This window comes from Actinoplanes sp. NPDC051633 (assembly GCF_040681735.1).
Taxonomy (GTDB): Bacteria; Actinomycetota; Actinomycetes; order Mycobacteriales; family Micromonosporaceae; genus Actinoplanes.
In genome coordinates, this window is the sequence record NZ_JBFAZH010001552.1 from 1 (window position 1) to 1,492 (window position 1,492).

Below are 1,492 nucleotides of genomic sequence, written 5' to 3' on the forward strand. Positions count from 1 at the left end.
CCGGGTCGAGCAGCGTCCCGGTCTCGTAGGTGCCCAGTGTGCTCTGCACCGCGTACACCGCATCGGCGCCCAGCACCAGCGTGAGCGAGCCGATCAGCAAGCGGAACGCGGGTGTCCGCACGCCGGTGCCGAGCATGAGGCGCACGGCGACGGCCAGCAGCAGCACGTCCATCGTGGGGTAGGCGGTGGAGACGACCCGCGCCGCCATCGCCTCGTCCGTGGCCGTGGCGGCGGGGCTGATCACGAAGATCCACGCCACCAGGCCGACGCTGATCGACACGATCGCGGCGTCGATCATGCTGGGCAGATCCCATCCCGGGGTACGAGCCCGTACCAGCAACAGCAGGCCGGCAGCGGTCAGGGGGTACGCAACCAGGTACAGCGCATCGGCGAAGTTCGGGTACGCCAGGTCGCCGAAGAACAGGTGGGCGATGTAGAAGGTGACATCGGCGGTGGTCGTGGCGAGCTGGCCGGCCACAAGCAGCCACCAGGCCATCGCCCGCGCCGGCTTGTGGCGCCGGATCCCGATGGTCAGGGCGACGGCAGCCGACAGGCTCAAGCTGCTGTACAGCGCCAGCTGGGTGACGGCGGTCAGGTCACCGGTGCGCGGCGCGAGGCAGTAGAGCACCACAACGATCGGCGCGAACGCCAGGTACACCGCCCACGGGGCCATCCGGCGCTCAGGCGCCACCCGCACAGGGTCGAGCACGAACCCACCTCCGTCGCCCGTCGGGACTCTCCGGCGACGAACCGAATACCACGATGGCCGCCCTCGGGTGCGGGGCGACTCGAACACGGTTGCAGTTCCGGAGCAAAAACCGGCATCCGCGACGCCGGGCTTACCCGAGGCGCCGTAGCGCTGTCTCGATAGCGGCCTCGACCCGGGAAGTCATGCGGGGCACATCGACGGGACGGCGCCCAGCGACCTGACCACGGATCCACTTCGGCCCGCTGTCGTCATAGTGCAGCAGGGCATACAGGTCCCACCACGGATCGAGAGTCACCCCGGCGATCGACTCATAGAGCGACCGAAGCTGCTCCGACCACTCGGGCGAGTAGAGCGCCGCCAAGTATCGCCGACAGTGCCCGACGTCAATCGCGCGCGCCCCCCGATGGATGGAGTTCCAGTCGGTCAGTCCGGTAATCCTCCCGCGCGACCACAGCATGTTGACAGGCAGGAGATCGCAGTGCAGAAAGACGGCAGTGTCCTTCGGCGGCGGCGCCGCCATGACACCGAACGCCGCCTTCCACACGGCCGGCTTCTGTGCGTCGACCGGCACCCGAAACCCGTCCAGAGGAGCGATCCAAGAATCCGTCCACGGTCTGAACATCTTCGCGGGCAGATCGAGAGAATGCAGCAAGACAGCAATCTCCGCGATCCTCGTCATCCACGACCGAGGTTCCGCCGGATTGAGGTCAACATGGCCCTGCAGCCGTGTCATCAGCAACGATGGCGCGCCCCCCGTCGCAGCACCAGCAACATCAGTAGCCA

1 protein-coding gene and 1 pseudogene are annotated in these 1,492 nt (G+C 67.6%); both read right to left on the reverse strand.

Annotation, left to right across the window (positions count from 1 at the left end):
- A pseudogene (locus AB0M20_RS43045) lies at nt 1–709 on the reverse strand (hypothetical protein); the annotation flags it as partial.
- Between the two features lie 130 nt (nt 710–839).
- Nucleotides 840–1,492: aminoglycoside phosphotransferase family protein (locus tag AB0M20_RS43050; RefSeq protein ID WP_364307223.1), on the reverse strand; the 653-nt coding region annotated here is incomplete at its 5' end.